This is a genomic window from Streptomyces sp. NPDC028907 (genome assembly GCF_055564995.1).
Genome location: NZ_JBVHVE010000005.1, coordinates 23,255 through 39,351, shown reverse-complemented (window position 1 = coordinate 39,351; position 16,097 = coordinate 23,255). Strand labels below are relative to the sequence as shown.

8 protein-coding genes are annotated in these 16,097 nt (G+C 69.7%); all 8 read right to left on the bottom strand.

Features of this window, described 5'->3' with window-relative positions:
* Positions 1–51 precede the first annotated feature (51 nt).
* Positions 52–2,154: an oxidoreductase gene (locus ACZ4UU_RS15960; RefSeq protein ID WP_468040277.1), complete on the bottom strand. Its 2,103-nt coding sequence runs from the start codon at positions 2,152–2,154 to the stop codon at positions 52–54.
* A gap of 15 nt (positions 2,155–2,169) precedes the next feature.
* Entirely contained in the window at positions 2,170–3,012 is an 843-nt protein-coding gene (gene chcA, locus ACZ4UU_RS15955; protein WP_468040275.1) for a 1-cyclohexenylcarbonyl-CoA reductase, read from the bottom strand.
* On the bottom strand, positions 3,009–4,178 hold the full coding sequence (locus tag ACZ4UU_RS15950; RefSeq protein ID WP_468040273.1) for an acyl-CoA dehydrogenase family protein: 1,170 nt from the start codon (positions 4,176–4,178) through the stop codon (positions 3,009–3,011). Before ACZ4UU_RS15950 ends, chcA begins: the two co-directional genes overlap by 4 nt.
* A 46-nt stretch (positions 4,179–4,224) precedes the next feature.
* Positions 4,225–7,230: a 3-phosphoshikimate 1-carboxyvinyltransferase gene (gene aroA, locus ACZ4UU_RS15945; RefSeq protein WP_468040271.1), complete on the bottom strand. Its 3,006-nt coding sequence runs from the start codon at positions 7,228–7,230 to the stop codon at positions 4,225–4,227.
* Positions 7,231–7,555: 325 nt separating this feature from the next.
* The gene (locus ACZ4UU_RS15940; RefSeq protein ID WP_468040269.1) at positions 7,556–9,127 is read right to left on the bottom strand and encodes an acyl-CoA carboxylase subunit beta; all 1,572 of its coding nucleotides are present in this window, start codon (positions 9,125–9,127) and stop codon (positions 7,556–7,558) included.
* Between the two features lie 13 nt (positions 9,128–9,140).
* Entirely contained in the window at positions 9,141–9,905 is a 765-nt protein-coding gene (locus tag ACZ4UU_RS15935) for a thioesterase II family protein (protein ID WP_468041107.1), read from the bottom strand.
* Between the two features lie 251 nt (positions 9,906–10,156).
* A complete protein-coding gene (locus ACZ4UU_RS15930; RefSeq protein WP_468040267.1) occupies positions 10,157–10,426 on the bottom strand; it encodes an acyl carrier protein in 270 nt (89 codons plus the stop codon).
* 96 nt (positions 10,427–10,522) lie between these two features.
* Positions 10,523–15,991, bottom strand: a complete 5,469-nt coding sequence (locus ACZ4UU_RS15925) for a type I polyketide synthase (RefSeq protein ID WP_468040265.1) — start codon at positions 15,989–15,991, stop codon at positions 10,523–10,525.
* Positions 15,992–16,097 lie beyond the last annotated feature (106 nt).

Sequence of the window (16,097 nt, the reverse complement as noted above, 5' to 3'; positions counted from 1 at the left end):
CGGAGACGAGCTCGGTCCGCAGACCTTCGCGGGGTGGGCCGGAGAGCAGGCCTATCCCCGCTTCGGCTCTTGCAGCGCCCGCATCCCCACGATGCGGTGTGCGGCCCGCAGTCCTTCCGCGGCGGCCCGCACGGCGTTCAGACCCTGGGCGCCGGCGGCGCCGCCGGCGGTCACGAAGGGCACATCGGCGGCGCGCAGAAGAGGACCGAGGTCCTGCGCGGGCCGCTGGCCCACGGCGAGGACGACATGGTCTGCGGCAACGAGCCAGTCCCCTTCCGCGTCGGCCACCACGACCCCGCCAGGCGTGATTTCCCGGTACGTCACGCCGGTAAGCATCCGCACACCGGCGGATCTCAGTTCCCGCATCACGACCCAGCGTGTGCTGGGGCCGATGCCTTGGCCGATCAGGCTTCCACGCCGGATCAGTGTCACGTCACGGGTGCCCCGCCGGGCGGACCGGCCGGCTGCGGGGCCCGCCGCGGCCGTCGACGGGACGCCCGTGGTCACGGCGTACGCGGCGAGGAACTCCTCCGGTGTGGACTTCGCGTCCCGCTCGGCGGTGAGCAGGTGCGCCAGGTCGACCGCTATGCCTCCGCCGCCGATGACGGCGATCCGCGGTCCGAGGGCCATGTGATCCTCGAATGCCTGTGCGTAGTCCAGGACATGAGGCAGTGTGACTCCGGGCAGTTCAGGGCGGGCGGGAACCACGCCGGTGGCCAGCACGATGCCGTCGAGTACCCGCAAGGCCGGGATGTCCTCGTGGCCGACACAGTGGCCGGTGTGCAGCACCGCGCCCAATTCCCGTAGTTCGCCGACATGGTGGCGGACGGTCTCCGCGAAGTCCGCCTTCCCGGGAACCCGCGCGGCCAGCCGGAACTGGCCGCCGGGCTCGGCGCCCGCCTCGTACACCTCGACATGGTGGCCGAGCCCCGCGAGCGTACGTGCGGCCTCCAGCCCGGCGATTCCCGCACCGATCACCGCGTAGCGTCCGGGTGTCGGCCGATCGGCGCCGTACACCGGCCGGCGCCGGAATTCCCGTTCGTACCCGGCCCTGGGGTTGACGAGACAGGACACCCTCTCGGCGCCGAACGAGCGGTCGATGCAGGCCTCGTTGCAGGCAATGCACAGGTTCACCGACTCATGACGGCCCGAGGCCGACTTGGCGACGATCTCCGGATCGGCGAGGAACGGCCGTGCCATGGCCACGTAGTCCGCCTCGCCGTCCGCCAGCACCTCCTCGGCCTGCGCGAGCCGGTTGAAGCGATTGGACGTGATGACCGGGATGTCGTCCCGGCCGGCGGCCCGCAGCGCTCCCTTCACGGCGCCGGCGCGGCCCGCCCAGGTGCCCACGGGGACCTGGGACTGAACGGTGGGCACCGACGATTCGTGCCACCCGATGCCGACGGACAGGGCGTCGGCGCCCGCCCCGGCGAGCGCGACCGCGAGCGCGGCGACGTCCTCGGGCGGAGTGCCGCCGTCTACCAGGTCGGCGCCGGAGATCCGGAACAGCACCGGGAAGTCCGGGCCGACGGCGGCCCTGACCGCGCGCATCACCTCCAAGGGGAACCGGCGCCTCCGCTCGGCGTCGCCTCCCCACGCGTCCTCGCGCCGATTGGTCCACGGCGCCGTGAACTGGTTGATCAGATAGCCCTCGGAGCCCATTACTTCGACCGCGTCGAAACCCAGTTCACACGCCGTCCGTGCGCCGTCGGCGAAGTGGCCGATCGTCGCGGCGATGTCGTCGGACGTCATCTCCCGTGGGGTGCTGCGGGAGAAACGGCTGTGGACGGGAGACGGCGCCATGGGCGACTCGCCGTCCTCGCCCGGCGGCGCGTACCGCCCGGCGTGGAAGAGCTGGAGGGCGATCCGTCCTCCGCGCTCGTGCACCGCCCGCACGGCTGCTGACAACGCCGCCATGTCCGTGCGGTCTCCGATCACCGCGTATCCGGGGCCGCCCACACCGGCCGGGCTGACCGCGGTTCCGCCGGTCACGATCAGGGCCGCTCCGGCCTCCACGCGCTCCGCGTAGAACGCGGCCAAGGCCTCGCCGCCGTCGTCCGCGGTCTCGAGGTTGAGGTGCATGGCGCCCATGACGATGCGGTGCGGCAGCGTGAGCGTACCGATGGCGCCAGGCCGAAAGACGTGGTCGAACATGCCGCGCCCTCTCCGTCAGGATTCCCTGGTCGGGCGGGGCGGCAGCCGGAGCTCGTCGCCGGCGTCCGCGAAGAACGGCGGTGCGACGACACTGAGACCCCCGTCGATCACCAGCGTCTGGCCCGTGATGTATCCGGCCCCCTCGCCCAGCAGAAAGGCGATGGTGTCGGCGACTTCCTGCACCGTGCCCGGGCGCCCCGCGGGGATCCGGTCGAGCACGCTCCGCATGTCCGGCATGCCCTTGACCCCGTAGAAGTAGGCCAGTGAGTCGGAGTCGATCAGACCGCCGTTCACCGCGTTGACATTGATGCCGTACGGCGCGAACTCCACCGCCATGTACCTCACCCACGCCTCGATCGCCGCCTTCATCGCGCCGAGCGTGGCGTACGTCGGGTAGGCCCGCATCGAGCCGTAGGACGACAGCGCGACGATCCGCCCGCCGTTGTCCATCAGCCTGACCGCCTGCTGGGCGCCGAGCACGAAGGGCCGCAGGTTCATCGCGTACGACCGGTCGAGGTGATGCGGGCCGAGGTCGAGAATGTTCTTGAAGGCGCTGGCCGCGGCGTTCGACACGAAGTGGTCGAGGCGCCCGCAACGTCGCGCCACCTCGTCGAAGAGCGCCGTGACGCCCTCAGAGGTCTCGACGTCGGCCTGGACGGCGAAGCCCTGGCCGCCGGCTTCCTCGATGTCCACGACGGTCTTCTCCGCCAGGTCGGCGTTCTTCTTGTAGTTGACCACCACGGTGCCGCCCCGGCGGGCGAGGGTGAGCGCCAGCGACCGGCCGATGCCGCGCGAGGCTCCGGTGATCAGGGAGACCTGTGCGGGTCCGGTGCGTGTGTCTCGCCGGTTGTCTCTCATCGCGCCGCCTCTTCCTGGACGGTGGTCTCGGCCTGTCGCAGCAGTTCGCGGAAGACCACAGCCTTCTGCACCTCGTTGGTGCCTTCCTCAAAGCGCTGCGCGCGAGCGTCCCGGTAGACACGCTCGATCTTCTGGGACTTCCAGTAGCCGAGACCGCCGTGGATCTGCAGTGCCTTGTCGGTGACCGCGGTCAGCATCGTCACCGCGTGCATCTTCGCCATCGAGGACTGCATCGACGCGTCGTCGGCACCCTCCTCGAAGCGGCGGGCGGCGTGCAGCACCAGCTGCCTGGCCGCCTCGATGTCCGCGGCGTTCTCGGCGAGCATGAACTGGATGGCCTGACGCTGGGTCAGAGCCTTGCCGAAGGTGACCCGCTCGCGCGCGTAGCCGATGGCGAGCTGCTGTGCGCGCTGGGCCAGCCCGACGCAGCTCATCGCGACGGAGATCCGCGAGGGGGTGAGGAATCCGCCAAGGAAGACCCCCAGCCCCTCGCCCTCCGCGCCGAGCCGGTGATCCACCGGGACCGGCGTACGGTCGAAGTGGAGCGACGCGTGGTCGGTTCCGGTGACACCCATCGTGTTGGAGGTGTCCTCGGCCCGCACCCCGGGCGCGTCACGGGGCACGAGCAGGGCGACCGTGCCCTCGTGCCCGGTGGTGCCCTCGACGCGCGCGGCGAGCAGGTAGTAGTCGCAGCGCATGCCGAACGTGATCAGGTGTTTACGGCCGGACAGGTAGTAGGTGTCGCCCTCGCGGACCACGGAAGTCGTGATGTCGGCTCCCGTGCCGTTGCCCGGTTCGGTCAGGGTGAAGGCGATCTTGATCTCGCCCGTGACGGCGGGGACGACGAACCGTTTGCGCTGCTCGTCGGAGGCGTGTCCGTCCATCGCCCGCCAGATGCCGTTGACGACGTGCACGATCATGCGTATGGATCCGTGGGAGCGGGAGAAGATCTCCATCAGCTCCATCCACCGTGTGAAACCGACGCCTTGGCCGCCATACTCCTCGGGAGCGGTCATCCGCAGGTACCCGAGCTCGTTCAACTCGGTCCACAGTTCCTCCGGCACCTCCCCGCTCTCCTCGATGCGCTCGGCCCAGCGCTCACCCGGCCCTGCCACCCACCGCTCGACCTGGCGGCGGAGCCCGTCAAACTGCTGCTCGTCCATCATCTGCCGTTTCTGCCTTCTTCCTTCGTCTGCGAGAGGCGGCCGGGGTTCACCCGGCCTCCTCGTCGTGCGGCCGCAGGGCGCCGGCCCGGGCGCGCAGTTCGAACTTCTGGACTTTGCCCACGGGGTTGCGCGGCAGCGCGTCGAGGTATTCGAGACGTTCCGGCCAGTACTGCTTCGCCACCTGGTGTTCATCCAGGTAGCGGCGCATGGCGTCGAAGCCGAGCCTCGCGCCGTCCTTGAGCACGACGAACGCGCAGGCCCGTTCGCCGAGCCGGTCATCGGGCATGGCCACGACGGCCACGTCGTCGACGGAGGGGTGGGCGAACAGCAGCTGCTCCACCTCGGCGACCGGGATCTTCTCGCCGCCGCGGTTGATCACGTCCTTGACCCGGCCGGTGATCCGCACGAAGCCGGCCTGGTCGATCACGGCCAGATCGCCGGTGCGGTACCAGCCGTCCGGAGTGAAGGCTTCGGCCGTGAGGTCGGGCCGACCCAGATAGCCGTCGAACACCGTGGGCGAATGTATTTCGAAGTTGCCCTCGGTACCCGCGGGCAACTCATCGCCGCTGTCGTCGGTGACCCGCAGCCGGATGCCGTCGAGCGCGCGTCCATCGGTGCTCCGGCGCTGCTCCGGCTCGTCGGTCGGCGCGGAGAGTGCGCCGAGGCAGGTCTCGGTGGTGCCGAAGGCGCCGCACACCTCTGCGCCGAGCACCAGGCTCGCGCGTTCCGCCAGGCGGCGTGGCACGGTGGCGCCGGTGGCCACGAAAATCCGCAGGTGGCGGGGTACCTCTCTCGTGTCCTCGACGGCCTTCACCAGGTCGGACAGAAACGGCGTGGCGGCCTGCACGAACGTCGCCCTGTGGGTGTTCAGGGACATGAGGGCGCGCTTCGGGTCCCACTCGGACTGAAGGATCTGCGGCACCCCGAGCACGGCCGCCAGCACCATCCCGTACAGGAATCCGGTCTGGTGGGCGAGCGGCGACGGTACCCAGATCACGTCCGTGGCGCCGAGGCCGAGATGCCTGATCTCCATCGAAGCGGCTCTGACGAGGTTCGCAGACGGCTGCGTGACGCCTTTGGGCTCGCCGGTGGTGCCGGAGGTGAACAGCAGTTGAGCCGTCATGTCGGCCGTCGGTCGAATGGCCTCGAGCGCCGCGCGATCGACCTCCGTCGCCTCCAGGGCCGCCGCCCAGTCGTGTACGGAGACCCCGTCCACGGATGCCCGCGGCAGCCGGGCGGGGCCACCTGACCGGGCCAGCGCGACGACATGCCGCGGCCGACCCGACTCCGGATCCAGCCGGGCGGCCAGGTCCAGCGCTTCCTGTGCGGGGCGCCGTGAGCGGTACTCGTCCATGACCACCAAGACGCGCGCCTCGGAGCGCTGGAGCACGAAGGCGAGTTCACGCTCACGGAAGAAAGGGATGACCGGGCAGCAGACGGCGCCGATGCGCAGGGCCGCCAGCGACAGCACCACGAACTCCAGGCGGTTCGGCACCTGGTAGGCCACGTTCTCCCCTGGCCGCACGCCCAGGCGCAACAGCAGCGCCGCGGCACGCTCGACCCGGTCGGCCAGTTCGCGCCAGCTGACGATGTGGTCGCCGTCGGGGCGCACGTCCACGACGGCGGTGGCGTCGGGTCGGGACGCGGCGTGTGAGGACAGCCATGCGGGCAGGGGGCTGAGACAGGCCGTGTCCGGTTCCGCTGCATCTGGAGACCGCCGGTCGCCGGACTTCGTGACCCGCCCGGTTCCCTCCTCCACCGACATGGGCACACTGATGCCGTTCATCGTGTCGAGGAATTCCGGGTACGAGATGCGATACGCGTTGGGATAGGTCAGCGTGGAGTGACCGCGTGCCCGTGAGGAGGCGACGGACAGCGACATCAGGACGCGGTGGTCGTTGTACGACGACAGCTTCGCGCCCACCAGATCCTCGACACCGTTGACCCTCAGGGTGTCCTCGGTCAGTTCAAGGTCGCCGCCCATGGAGTTGAGCTGGAGCATCGCGGCGGCCCGGTCGGACTCCTTGAGCCGGGTGTGCGCGATGTTGCGAAAGACCGACTCGCCGTGGGCGAAGGTGCCGAGCACGGAGAGGATCGGCAGCATGTCCGGAACGTCACGGCAGTCGAGGTCGACGGCCTTGAGAAGCGGAGCGTCCTGCTGGATACGTACGCCGCCTGCCGCCGTGTCCACCTCCATGGGCACCCCCATGGCGCGGGCCACGTCGAGGAAGTGGAATTCCGGATGGTCGCTGGGTCCGCCCTCGAGGTTCGTCATTCCGCGCAGCAGTACGTCGGAGGGGTGCAGTGCGGCGGTGGCGATGCTGAAGGCCGCGGAGCCGACGTCCGGGGGCAGCGTCAGTTCGAGAGGACGTGCGGCCTGACCGGGGGCCACGTCGAAGCGCCGCCAGTCTGGGGACACGGTCACTTCGAGGCCGAACTGCCGCATCATCGCGACGGTCAGCTCCAGGTAGGTGCGCTCGTTCAGCTCCCCCTGCACCTCGACGGTGGTGGGCCCGGTGGCGAAGGGCGCCAGCAGGAGCACTCCGGAAATCCACTGGGACAGGGTGCCCGGTATGGTCACGTGTCCCCCGGCGGGCCGCCTGCCCTGGACACGGACGGGCGGGCAGTCGTCAGCCGACTCCAACCGGACACCCATCTGTTCCAGGGCCCGCAGCAGCGGCCCCACGGGACGGCGCCTGAAGTACTTCTGACCTGTGATCGAGACCGCGCGGTCCGCGAGCGAGGCGAGCCCGATCATGAAGTAGAGGGTGGTGCCGGAGCTGCCGGCCGAGACAGTCTCGCTCGGTGGCCGGTACCGGCCACCGAGCCCCCGCACGACGAAGGTGTCGCCGTCGCGGGTGATCCGCACACCGAGTCCGCGCAGTAACCGCACGGTGTACTCGACGTGCCGGGCATCGGTGAGCCCGTGGATGCGGCTCTCGCCGTCTGCGAGAGAGGCGAGGATCAGGGCGCGGTGCGCGTGGTATTTGGAATTCGGCACCAGGACCTCACCGGTCACCCGGTGCTGGATTCCCTTGACGAGAAGATGCATGGGACTGGTTGCTCCTAGGCGTTGACGGCACGGCGGAAAAAGATCAGAGAGCGATCCGATTTATCCCTGCATGAACAAGAGTTCGAAACCCGACCTGCCACGCTTCCAGAACAAGCCGCAGGTTCGGTGATTCACCACATTCTCCGAAATCCGACACCGCGCTCGCTGCTGCATCCGCGAGGCTTTTACGACGGTCCACGAAGCCCTTCATTCCATGATCCCGGAACCGAGGAAATTCTTCAGCCCCTACCGTCCCCTAAAGGGGATGACTACGGCTGACGGGATGCATTGATCCGCGGTGAGTCCGTGCATGCCGACGGGCTCCTCACTGGGGCGGGTTGCCGTGTTTGCGGTAGGGAAGGTCGGCATGCTTGGTGCGCAGCATCGCCAGCGACCGGATCAGCACCTCGCGGGTCTCAGCCGGATCGATGACGTCGTCGACCAGGCCGCGCTCCGCCGCGTAGTACGGGTGCATGAGTTCCGCCTTGTACTCCTTGACCAAGTGCGCACGCATGGCTTCGGGGTCGTCGGCCCCGGCGATCTGCTTGCGGAAGATGACGCCCGCAGCGGCCTCGGCGCCCATCACGGCAATCTCGTTGGTGGGCCAGGCGTAGGTGAGGTCGGCGCCGATGGACCGGCTGTCCATCACGATGTAGGCGCCTCCGTAGGCCTTGCGCAGGATCAGGGAGATCCGGGGCACGGTGGCGTTGCAGTACGCGTACAGCAGTTTGGCGCCGTGTCGGATGATGCCGCCGTGCTCCTGGCCCACGCCTGGCAGGAAGCCGGGCACATCCAACAGGGTGACGAGGGGGATGTTGAACGCGTCGCACATCTGCACGAAGCGTGCGGCCTTTTCACTGGCCTCGATGTCCAGAACGCCGGCCAGGGTCTGCGGCTGGTTGGCGACGATGCCGACGACCTGGCCGTCCAGGCGGGACAGAGCGACGATGACGTTGCGCGCCCAGCGTTCGTGGACCTCCAGGTACTCGCCCTCATCGACGATCTCCTCGATCACCCGGCGCATGTCGTACGAGCGGTTGCCCTCCGCGGGGACCAGGTCCAGCAGCGCGTCCCCCCGCCGGTCGACGGGGTCATCGCAGTGCACCGCCGGAGGGATCTCGCGATTGTTCCCCGGGAGCAGCGACAGCAGGTAGCGGACCTCTTCGATACAGGCGCGCTCGTCGTCGTGGGCGAAGTGCGAGACACCGGAGACCTCGGAGTGTATGTCGGCGCCACCGAGGCCGTTCTGGCTGATGCACTCGCCGGTCACGGCCCGGACGACGTCCGGCCCGGTGATGAACATCTGGGAGGTCTCACGGACCATGAAGACGAAGTCGGTCAGGGCCGGGGAGTAGGCGGCGCCGCCCGCGCACGGGCCGAGCATCACGCTGATCTGCGGGATGACGCCGGAGGCTCGGGTGTTGCGCTGGAAGATGCCGCCGTAACCGGCCAGCGCGGAGACGCCCTCCTGGATTCGGGCTCCGGCGCCGTCGTTCAGGGAGACCAGGGGCGCGCCGGCGGTAAGGGCCATGTCCATGAGCTTGTGGATCTTGCCGGCGTGTGCCTCACCCAGCGCTCCGCCGAAGATCCGGAAGTCGTGCGCGTAGACGAAGACCGTACGGCCGTGGACGGTGCCCCAGCCGGTGATCACGCCGTCGGTGTACGGCCGGTTCGCCTCCAGACCGAAGCCGGTGGCGCGGTGCCGCCGCAACGACTCGGTCTCGGTGAAGGAACCCTCGTCCAGGAGGAGTTCGATCCGCTCCCTGGCTGTCAGCTTGCCCTTGGCGTGCTGAGCCGCGGTCGCCTTCTCGCTCGGTCCCCGCCGTACCGCCTCCCGGATGGCACGGAGCTGCGCGACCTGGCCGCGGGCGTCGTCGGCAGGGGTCGTCAAACGCATCGGTCACCCGCCTTCAGCCGGAGTGGCGCACGGCGGACAACTGCTCGGTGACGAGACCACTGATGGCATCGAGGTTCTCGTTGATGAAGAAGTGACCGCCCGGGAACACCTGTATGCCGAAGTCACCGGTCGTGTGGTCGCGCCAGCTCGACGCCTCGTCGTAGGACGTACGAGGGTCGGACGCGCCCGTCAGGGCGGTGACCGGGCAGCGCAGGCTCGGTTCAGGGGAGAACCGGTAGTGCTCGACGGCCCGGTAGTCGGCGCGCAGCGGATCCAGGATCATGGTGAGCATCTCGTCGTCCCCCAGCAGTGTGGGATCGGTGCCGCTCAGTTCCCGGATCTCAGCGATCAGACCCTCGTCTCCGGTCAGTTGCCATCTCTCGTCCCGCGGGCGCGACGGGGCTCGCCGGCCGGAGACGAAGAGCCGGACGGGCGAGGTACCGAGCCGCTGTTCGAAATGACGTGCCACCTCGAAGGCCAGAAGCGCTCCCATACTGTGGCCGAAGAACGCGATCGGCCGGTCCGCGAGCTTCCGTAACTGGACGAACAGCAGCTCGGCCAGCACGTGCAGGTCGGCCACGCACGGCTCGGTGCGCCGGTCCTGACGACCCGGATACTGCACGGCGAGCGTGTTGAACCGATCGGACAGGGCCATGCAGTAGGGCCGATAGAAACTGGCGGAACCGCCTGCATGGGGAAAAAAGACGAGCTGGGTCGCGGACGATGGTCCCGAGCGGTAGCGGCGGATCCACAGGTCGGATTCGGTCACTGATTCCACGATCACATCGCCTCTGTTTCTCTTTCTCACCGACCGATCCACTTTTTCGCAAAACGGTCTTTTCCTGCCCACCCGGACCGCCTCCACGGAAGAGCACGTCCCTGGACAGGGCACGCCGAGAATCGCATTCGCACAGGGTGCGATTCAACCCCCTAGTCCGCGTACCGCGAACGCCATTCCCCCCTATTTCACCGTTTTCCTCGGACTTCGATCCGAGGAAATAGCTACGCAACGACGATTTCTGGAATCACCTACTGAATCGCTTCGAGCTGCTTGCTCGCCACAAACCGTGTGATCTTGGCAATGGTGGCGAATTGGGCCAGATTCAGTTCGTCCACATCGACCTCGATGTGGAAGGCGCCCTCGATGTAGGTGATCAGCTGGATCGCGAACAGCGAGTCGATCCGGCCGGACTCGAAGAGATCCTCGTCGGTCTCCGGCGGCGGGCCGCTATCCTCGGTCGCCAGGAACGTGCGGACGGCCCGCTCGATCTCGTCGGCTGTGTTCACGGTCATGTTCATGCCCCTTCCGTTTTCGCCACGGTCGTAACGCCGTGGCACATGTGGAAACCCAGGCGCTTGTCCGCGGTGTCAATCGCCCCACCGTTTCGAGGTGGGTCAGCGCCGGGCGAGCCAGGCGTGCACCTCGGTGGCGACGGCGTCGGCGTTCTCAGCGACGATGGTGCAGTGGTCGCCCGGGACGGTCGCCTCGCTGTGCGACAACGGCCAGTACGCACGCCAGTCCTCGGTCATCGGCGGCGCGGACGGGTCACCCGGGACGCACTCCTCCGGGCGGACGAACAGGGTCGGCGCGTCCACCGGCTCCGGCTTCCAGTCGCGGAACAGTTTGCGGTACGAGCCGAGGGCCGTCAGCGAGGTGAGGTTCATCGTCGTGAACCGGGACCGCCGCTCATTGACCTCGTAGGTCATCGCCTGGCGCATGCTCAGCGACATGCTGTCGGGCAGATAGGTGTCGAGCAGGACGACGCCGCGGGCCGGGGAGCCGTCCAGCTGTACCTTCTCCGCGACCGAGTGCGCGAGCCAGCCGCTGGAAGAGTATCCCAACAGGGCGAACGGCTTGCCGTCTGCGCAGCGCAGCGTCGCCTGGGCCAGAGCCGCCACGAGCGCCTCGCGCGTCGCGGCGATCGGCTCGTCCGGCAGGAAGCCCGGCACCATGACCATCGACAGGTCGCGTCGGCCGCGGAAGAACGTGGCCAGCCGGGCGAACTGCAATGACTGCTCAACCGGGGCGAAGGGCGGGAAGCAGATGACCGCCGGTCCCTCATCACCGGTGGCCAGCCGCACGAAGCCGAGCCCGCCGGGGATCTGGCCGGGGTCGGTGAAGTGGTCACGCAAGCCCGCCGCACCGCTCAACAGCGCTTCCACCTCCGTCATCCGGCCGCGCAGCGCGACCCGGCGGTAGATCGCCGCGAACGACTCCGCCGACTCGACCGGTTCCCGCGTGGCCGCCGGATCGGCCGCCGACGTTCCGTCGGCGAGCGCGGTCAGCAGGAACTCGCAGACAGCGGTCACCGTCGGATGGTCGAACACCAGCATCGTCGACAGCGCCAGACCTGTGGCGCCCGTGAGCCTGTTGCGGATCTCCACAGCAGACAGCGAGTCCATGCCCAGCTCCACGAAGGGCTGTTCGACGTCGAGCGACGAGGCGTGGGTGTGCCCCAGCACCTCGGCGACCGTGGCACTCACCAGATCGGTCAACACGACCCGCTGGTCGGCCACGGCCAACCCCGCCAGCCGACGGCGGACGTCGCCCTGGCCGGCGGGCGCATCGGACGGGCCATCGGTGGGCAGCGCGCGGGCCTGCGGCAGGTCGGAGATCAGCGGCCGCGCCCGGACCGCCGTGTACCCGGCCAGGAACGGCTCCCAGTCCATGGCGGCGACGGTGATCCGAGTCTCGTCCCGGCCCAGCACCTGCGCGAGCGCGGCGAGGCAGTCCGCCGGCGCCATGGGTATCAGGCCGTGGCGGCGCATGTGCGCCTCCCCGTCCGGGTCGACCATGCCGGACTCGGCCCACACGCCCCACGCCACCGAGGTCGCGGCCAGTCCACGGGCGCGGCGGCGTTCGGCGAGCGCGTCCAGGTGGGCGTTGCCCGCCGCGTAGGCGGCGTAGTGGGCACTCCCCCAGGTCGCGGAGGCGGACGAGAACAGCACGAACGCGCCGAGATCGTCGTGGCAGAACAGTTCGTCCAGGACGCGTGCGCCGTCCGCCTTGCCGCCGTAGACCGCGCGGAACTCCTCAAGGGTCATCGCGTCGATCGGGGTGTTCTGGCCGACGCCCGCCGCGTGGAAGACCGCGCGCACCGGTCCCTCTTCGGCGGCGGCCTCGGCGACGAGCGCCACCATCTGGTCGCGGTCGGCCACGTCGGCCGGCACCACACGTACGCGCGCGCCCCGTGACTCCAACTCGGCGCGCAACCGCTCGGCTCCGGGCGCCTGCGGGCCACGACGCGAGACCAGGACCAGGGAGCAGGGGCCCAACGAGGTCAGCCAGCGTGCGACATGAGCTCCGATCACCCCGGTCCCGCCAGTGATCAGTACCGTGCCGTCCGGCCGCCACGGTTGCTCCGGTTCCGGCGCGGCGGGGGCCGGTACGAGTCGGCGGCGCAGCACGCCCGCGGGCCGGATGGCGATCTGGTCCTCCTCGTCGTCGGCCATCAAAGTCCCGGCGAGCAGGCCGACGGACCGCTCGTCGAGCGTGCCGGGCAGATCGATCAACCCGCCCCAGCGCTCCGGGCGTTCGAGGCCGGCGACGAGACCGACACCCCAGATCGCGGCCCGTACCGGGTCCGGTTGCTCGGTCCCCACGGTGGCCACCGCACCGCTGGTCAGGGACCACAGCCGCGCTGTCACCCCCACGTCGCCGAGGGCCTGGACGAGTACGAGGAGTTCCTCCGGACCCTGTACGAGGCTGATGACGCCCGCCAGCGGCGGCACGCCCTTGACCGAGTCGGTCAGCAGTTCGGCCACCGCCTGCCTGCCGGGCCGGTCCTCTCCCAGTTCGACGGTCACCACGTCGGCCAGCACCCGGGTCAGCGCGCGCCGCGCACCCGGATCACCGCCGCCCCGCGGAAGCACCAGCAGCCAGCAGCCCGGCACCTGGGCGGCCGGGGCACGGTCGACGGGCTTCCAGACCACGCGGTAGCGCCACGAGTCCATCATGTGCCGACGCCTGCTGTCCCGGTGCCACTGCGCCAGGGCCGGCAGCACCGGCTCCAGCTCGGCCGGCGCACCCAGCGTTCCGGCCAGGGTGCTCAGGTCCTCCTTCTCCACCGCCTCCCAGAACGCCTGGTCGTCGCCGTCGCCGCGAACCGTCCGGGCCACCGGCGATGCCGTCAGCCAGTAGGACTGGCGCTGGAACGCGTAGGTGGGCAGGTGTACGGGGCGGCCGGTGCCGAGGACGGCGGCCCAGTCGGGGGTGGTGCCCAGGGTATGGGTGTGGCCGAGTGCTTCGAGGACGGTACGGGCCTCAGGGCGTCCGCGTCGGCAGCTCGCGGTGACGGCGTAGCGCTGCGCCAGCAGCGGCGTGAGGACGGCGTCGGGTCCCAGCTCCACCAGGACGTCGGCGGGGGGCAGCTGGGTGACGGCGTCGTGGAAGCGGACGGCGTTACGCGCGTGGTCGATCCAGTACGCGGGGGTGTGGATGGGGTGGCCGCTGTCGGCGGCGGGGCTGACGTCGAGGGTGGGTTCGTGGAAGTCGAGTTGCTCAAGGGCGGTGCGGAACTCGTCGAGCATGGGTTCCATCAGCGGCGAGTGGAAGGCGTGGCTGACGTTGAGCCGTGAGGTGCGAACACCGTTGTCGCGCCAGAAGTCGTTCAGCCCGTCGATCTCCTCGGCGGGTCCGGAGACGACCAGGGAGTCGGGCGCGTTGACAGCGGCGATCGCCACGGCCGGCACCCCGGCCACCACGGTGGCGACCTCGGTCTCGGTGGTGTTGACGGCGAGCATGGCTCCGCCATTGGGGAGTTGTTGCACCAGTCGGCCCCGGGTGACAGCCAGACGCGCGGCGTCCTCGGGGGTCAGCACACCCGCGACGGCGGCGGCGGCGATCTCGCCGACGGAGTGGCCCGTGACGGCGGTGAAGCGGATGCCCCAGGACTGCCACAGCCGGGCAAGGGCGAACTGGAAGGCGAACAGGGCGGGTTGCGCGTACTCGGTACGGGCCAGCGTCCGTTCGGCGTCATCGGCGTCGGACCACATGATCTCCTTCAGTCCGCGGCCCAGCAGGGGATCGACAACCGCGCAGATCTCGTCGAGGGCGTCGGCGAAGACCGGGAAGTCCGCGGCGAGTCGCCGGCCCATCCCGCAGCGCTGAGAACCCTGTCCGGAGAAGACGGCGGCCACACGGCAGGACCCGCCGGCGTTGGGGGTGACCGGCGGCGTCGCAGCGAGCTGGTCCAGGGCGGCGAGGATCTCGGCGCGGTCACCGACCAGCACCGCACGGTGCTCGAACGACGACCGTGTGGTCACCAGCGAACGGGCGACGTCGGTCAGGGAGAGGTCGGGGTGCCCGGTCAGGTGATCGCGCAAGGCGGCCGCCTGGCCCGACAGCGCCTCGTCCGACTTCGCCGACAACACAAGCGGCACCGCGGAATCCGGCACCACGGGACCCGGCGCCGCGGAGGCGTCGCCCTCGTCCGCCGTCGCGGGCTCCGAAGCGAACTCCTCAAGAATCACATGGGCGTTGGTGCCGCTGATGCCGAACGACGACACCCCCGCGCGGCGCGGACCGTCCTCGCTCGCCCACGGGCGCTCACGGTCCAGCAGCCGCACACCGGAGCCGGCCCACTCCACTTCACCTGTGGGGCGATCGGCGTAGAGGGTGCGCGGCATGACACCGTGCCGCATCGACATCACCATCTTGATGACACCCGAGACCCCGGCCGCACCCTGGGTGTGGCCGATGTTCGCTTTCAACGATCCCAGGTACAGCGGGTCTTCGGCCGCCCGGTCCCGGCCGTAAGTCGCGAACAGCGCCTGCACCTCGATGGGGTCACCCAGCCGGGTCCCCGTGCCGTGCCCCTCCACGACGCCGACGTCGGCGGTGGTGAGGCCGCCGCTGGCCAGCGCGTCCAGGATCACCCGCTGCTGCGACCTGCCGTTGGGCGCGGTGAGACCGTTGGAGGCGCCGTCCTGGTTGACCGCGGAGCCGCGGACGACCGCCAGCACCTCGTGGTCGTGGCGCAGGGCGTCGGACAGCCGCTCGACCACCAGCATGCCCACGCCCTCGGACCAGCCAGTGCCCTCGGCGTCAGCGGAGAACGACTTGCAGCGCCCGTCCGGGGCCAGGCCCCCCTGGCGGCTGAACTCGACGAAACCGCTGGGCGACGCCATCACCGTCACCCCACCCGCCAGGGCCAGATCGCACTCGCCCTGCCGCAGCGCCTGAACCGCCAGGTGCAGCGCAACCAATGAGGAGGAACAAGCCGTGTCGATGGTCAGCGCCGCCCCTTCGAGCCCCAGGGTGTAGGCGATCCGCCCCGACATCAACGACGTGGAGACTCCGGTGATCCCGTAGCCTTCCACGCCCACGCCGCCGCCCTGCACGTCGAAGCCGTAGCCCTGCGGGGACGCGCCGACATAGACGGCGGTACGGCTGCCCCTCAGCCCGGCCGGATCGATCGCCGCGTGCTCCAGCGCCTCCCACGACGTCTCCAGGAGCAGCCGCTGCTGGGGGTCCATCGCCAGGGCCTCCCGCGGCGAGATGCCGAAGAACGGGGCGTCGAACTCCGCTGCCCCATAGAGGAAGCCGCCCTCACACGTCAGAGTGGTGCCGGGCCGAACGCCGCTCGGATCGTGGATCCGCTCGGTGTCCCAGCCCCGGTCGGCGGGGAACAGCGAGATCGCGTCGGTGCCGGAGGACACGAGCTGCCACAGCTCGTCGGGGTTGCGTACCCCGCCGGGCAGCCGGCAGGCCATACCGACAATGGCGATCGGATCGGCCTTGTCCCGGTCCTCGTACTCGCGCAGCTGCTGTCTGGCGAGCCGCAGCTCGTTGCTGAGCTGCTTGAGGAAATGCCTCGTCCGGTTCTCCGGCGACGCCGAGCCGTCTGATGTGGGTACGGACACTGGTGGACCTTTCGGGGAAGTTCGGGCTCATGAAGCGGAATCAGGGCGGGCGCCGCCGGTTCACAAGGTCACGGGGCACGGCTGCGCCGGTTCACGAGGGAGAGAC